General features: G+C 37.7%; 4 protein-coding genes. All 4 read left to right on the top strand.

What is annotated here, in order from left to right; all coding sequences use genetic code 11:
* On the top strand, window positions 1-610 hold a 610-nt coding region (locus AWU74_RS04915), incomplete at its 5' end, for a cytidylyltransferase domain-containing protein (protein ID WP_062328209.1).
* Window positions 611-654: 44 nt separating this feature from the next.
* Window positions 655-801, top strand: coding sequence for a hypothetical protein (locus AWU74_RS11610; protein WP_187150850.1), 147 nt, complete (start codon window positions 655-657; stop codon window positions 799-801).
* On the top strand, window positions 798-2,234 hold the full coding sequence (locus AWU74_RS04910) for a lipopolysaccharide biosynthesis protein (protein ID WP_062328207.1): 1,437 nt from the start codon (window positions 798-800) through the stop codon (window positions 2,232-2,234). The genes AWU74_RS11610 and AWU74_RS04910 overlap by 4 nt, the downstream gene beginning before the upstream one ends.
* On the top strand, window positions 2,213-2,491 hold a 279-nt coding region (locus AWU74_RS12680; RefSeq protein WP_238580173.1), incomplete at its 3' end, for a hypothetical protein. The genes AWU74_RS04910 and AWU74_RS12680, both read left to right, overlap by 22 nt.

Raw genomic sequence — 2,491 nt, 5'->3', positions numbered from 1 at the left:
ATTTGATACGGTAGTTGTTGCAACAGATGATGATAGGATTGCAAATGTTTGTAAAGAAAATGGAATGAATTATATAATGACGTCAAATCAACATCCGACATCATTAAATCGGATCCATGAAGTATCTACTTTAATGAGCGGAGACGCCTTTGTTTCCATAAACGGTGATGAGCCACTGATTAAACCGGAAAGCATCAGCAGGATTATACAAATATATATTGATAACCCTGTATACGAAATAGTTAATGCAATGACTGTAATAAATGATCCGGTAGATGTCATTGATTTTACCAATATTAAAGCGATAACCAATGATAAAAATGAATGCATTTATTTGTCGAGAAGCCCTATCCCATATCCAAAAGCGAGTTTGGAATTTGTATATAAAAAGTTCGTAGGAATAACTTTATTGACCCGTAAAGCGTTACAATTTTTTGCCGAAACTCCAAGAGGAATAATAGAGAGTATCGAAGATTGCGATTCAATCAGATTTATCGAAAATCATCTTATTATGAGATTCGTTGACATTGAAGCAAAAACAATTTCTGTTGACACAGAAAAAGATTTGGATAAAGTCAGATACATTATCTCAAAACGTAGCGATTTGTGAATAAATATACCCGGTTAGGAAAAAAACACAGTACTGGGTTTTAAATGAACATAGAGAATAAGGTAGACGATTTTGTGCTTCTCCAAAAGGGCGGGGAAGGGGTTGTGCGGGCATTTGTAGAAATTCTTTTAAAAGATAGAGGATTATGGAATAATGCCCTGAATAATTTATTTCCAGTTAGAGAATTGTGAGCAAATATACTCGTCTTGGAAAAAATACGGCATTAGTATTTGTCGGGAACGCGGGGGCGAAGCTAATAGGCTTGCTGATGCTTCCTTTTTATACCAGATGGCTGTCAGTGGAAGATTATGGCACAACGGATATAATCAGTGTTTATGTAAGCCTATTGCTGGGATTAACCACAGCGTGTATCGCGGAAGCGGTTTTTATCTTTCCCAAAGACCAATCGTATGAGAAACAGAAGAACTATTTTTCGTCGGGTTTGTGTTTTGCGTTTATTTCGCTGGGAATAACCGCCGTACTGTTTAAGATAGCCGGCGGCGTCTTTTCATACAAACATCTGTCAAACAGTTTTACCAGTAATATCTGGTTTATTTATGGATTATTGGTAACGAGTTTTCTCCAGCAGTACATACAGCAATTTGTCCGCAGTATAGACAAAATAAAGGTATATAGTACTACCGGGATAATCCTAACGGTAAGTACTGCGGTGTTTTCGTTTGTTATCATTCCGCGATGGGGGGTATTTGGCTACGTTAGTGCGTTGATTTTGGCGAATATAACGGCGGCGGCGTATTCGTTTTTCTGTTCAGGCGCCTTTCAATACCTGGCAATTCGTTCTGTCAGGAAGACCCTCTGTCTGGAGATGCTAAAATTTTCTATTCCGCTTATACCCAATGGTATTATGTGGTGGCTCGTCGGGGCGTTAAACCGGCCATTGATGGAAAACCAGCTTGGCCTGCATGCCGTGGGTATTTTTGGGGTCGCGCAAAAGTTCCCCGGAATACTCTCTATGGTCTTTTCCATGTTTGCCGTATCCTGGCAGATTTCCGTATTGGAAGAATTTGGCAAAGAGGGATATGCGCTGTTTTTTAACAAAATGTTTCGTGCGGTGGTAACGGGATTGATACTTCTGTTTTTTGTCATTGCCATCAGCAGCAAATTAATAGTGAGTATATTTACCACGAGTATCTTTTACGAAGCTTGGCGGTATGTACCGGTGTTGACATTGGGGGTGCTTTTCTCCAGTATATCAGGATTTGCTGGCAGTAATTTTTCGGCAACCCGGGAAGGGAAATATTTTTTTTATTCCAGTGTATGGGGGGCGGGAGCATCTATACTGGGTAATTTTATCTTAATTCCAAGATTTGGTATCATGGGAGCGGCGGTATCGGTACCTATATCATTTGCGGTCATGGCCGTATCACGGGTTCTGTATGGCTGGAAATATGTAAAGATTCAGAATATTAAACGGTATTTATTGATGTTAGTAATGGGAGTTGGAACCATTTTTATACTATTACATATTCAAACCGCTTGGTTACGGTATTCATCGCTTGGATTTGTATGTATCCTGTTTATCGGGATAAACTTTGATATGAAAGCTGATGCGGTAAAATTATATTTAAGGATAAAGAAAACATGGAAATCGTTCAAGAAATAAAATATCTTATAAAAAAGCATAGTGGCTTAACGACTGTTCTTAGAAATATTATAAGAGTTTTAAGAAAAGTGTTTCGTTGTTTCTGGAAAATGTACCATTGGAAGTTATTTTATAGACTCAATAAAGCTCCATTAACAAATTTAAAATTATTGTCCTATAATATACCGTACTTAATTACCAATGAGCTGTATGAAACAAATGACTATTATGGTCAGACATATATCTTAAAGAAATATGCTGGCTTTAGTGAATCTTAC

The sequence above is a fragment of the Treponema endosymbiont of Eucomonympha sp. genome, assembly GCF_001028545.1.
The sequence above is the reverse complement of the archived record's forward strand: the minus strand, read 5'-3'. Positions and strand labels throughout refer to the sequence as shown.

Coding starts and splice junctions, on each gene's coding strand:
- AWU74_RS11610 (WP_187150850.1), top strand. CDS start 655: ATGAACATAGAGAATAAGGTAGACGATTTTGTGCTTCTCCAAAAGGGC.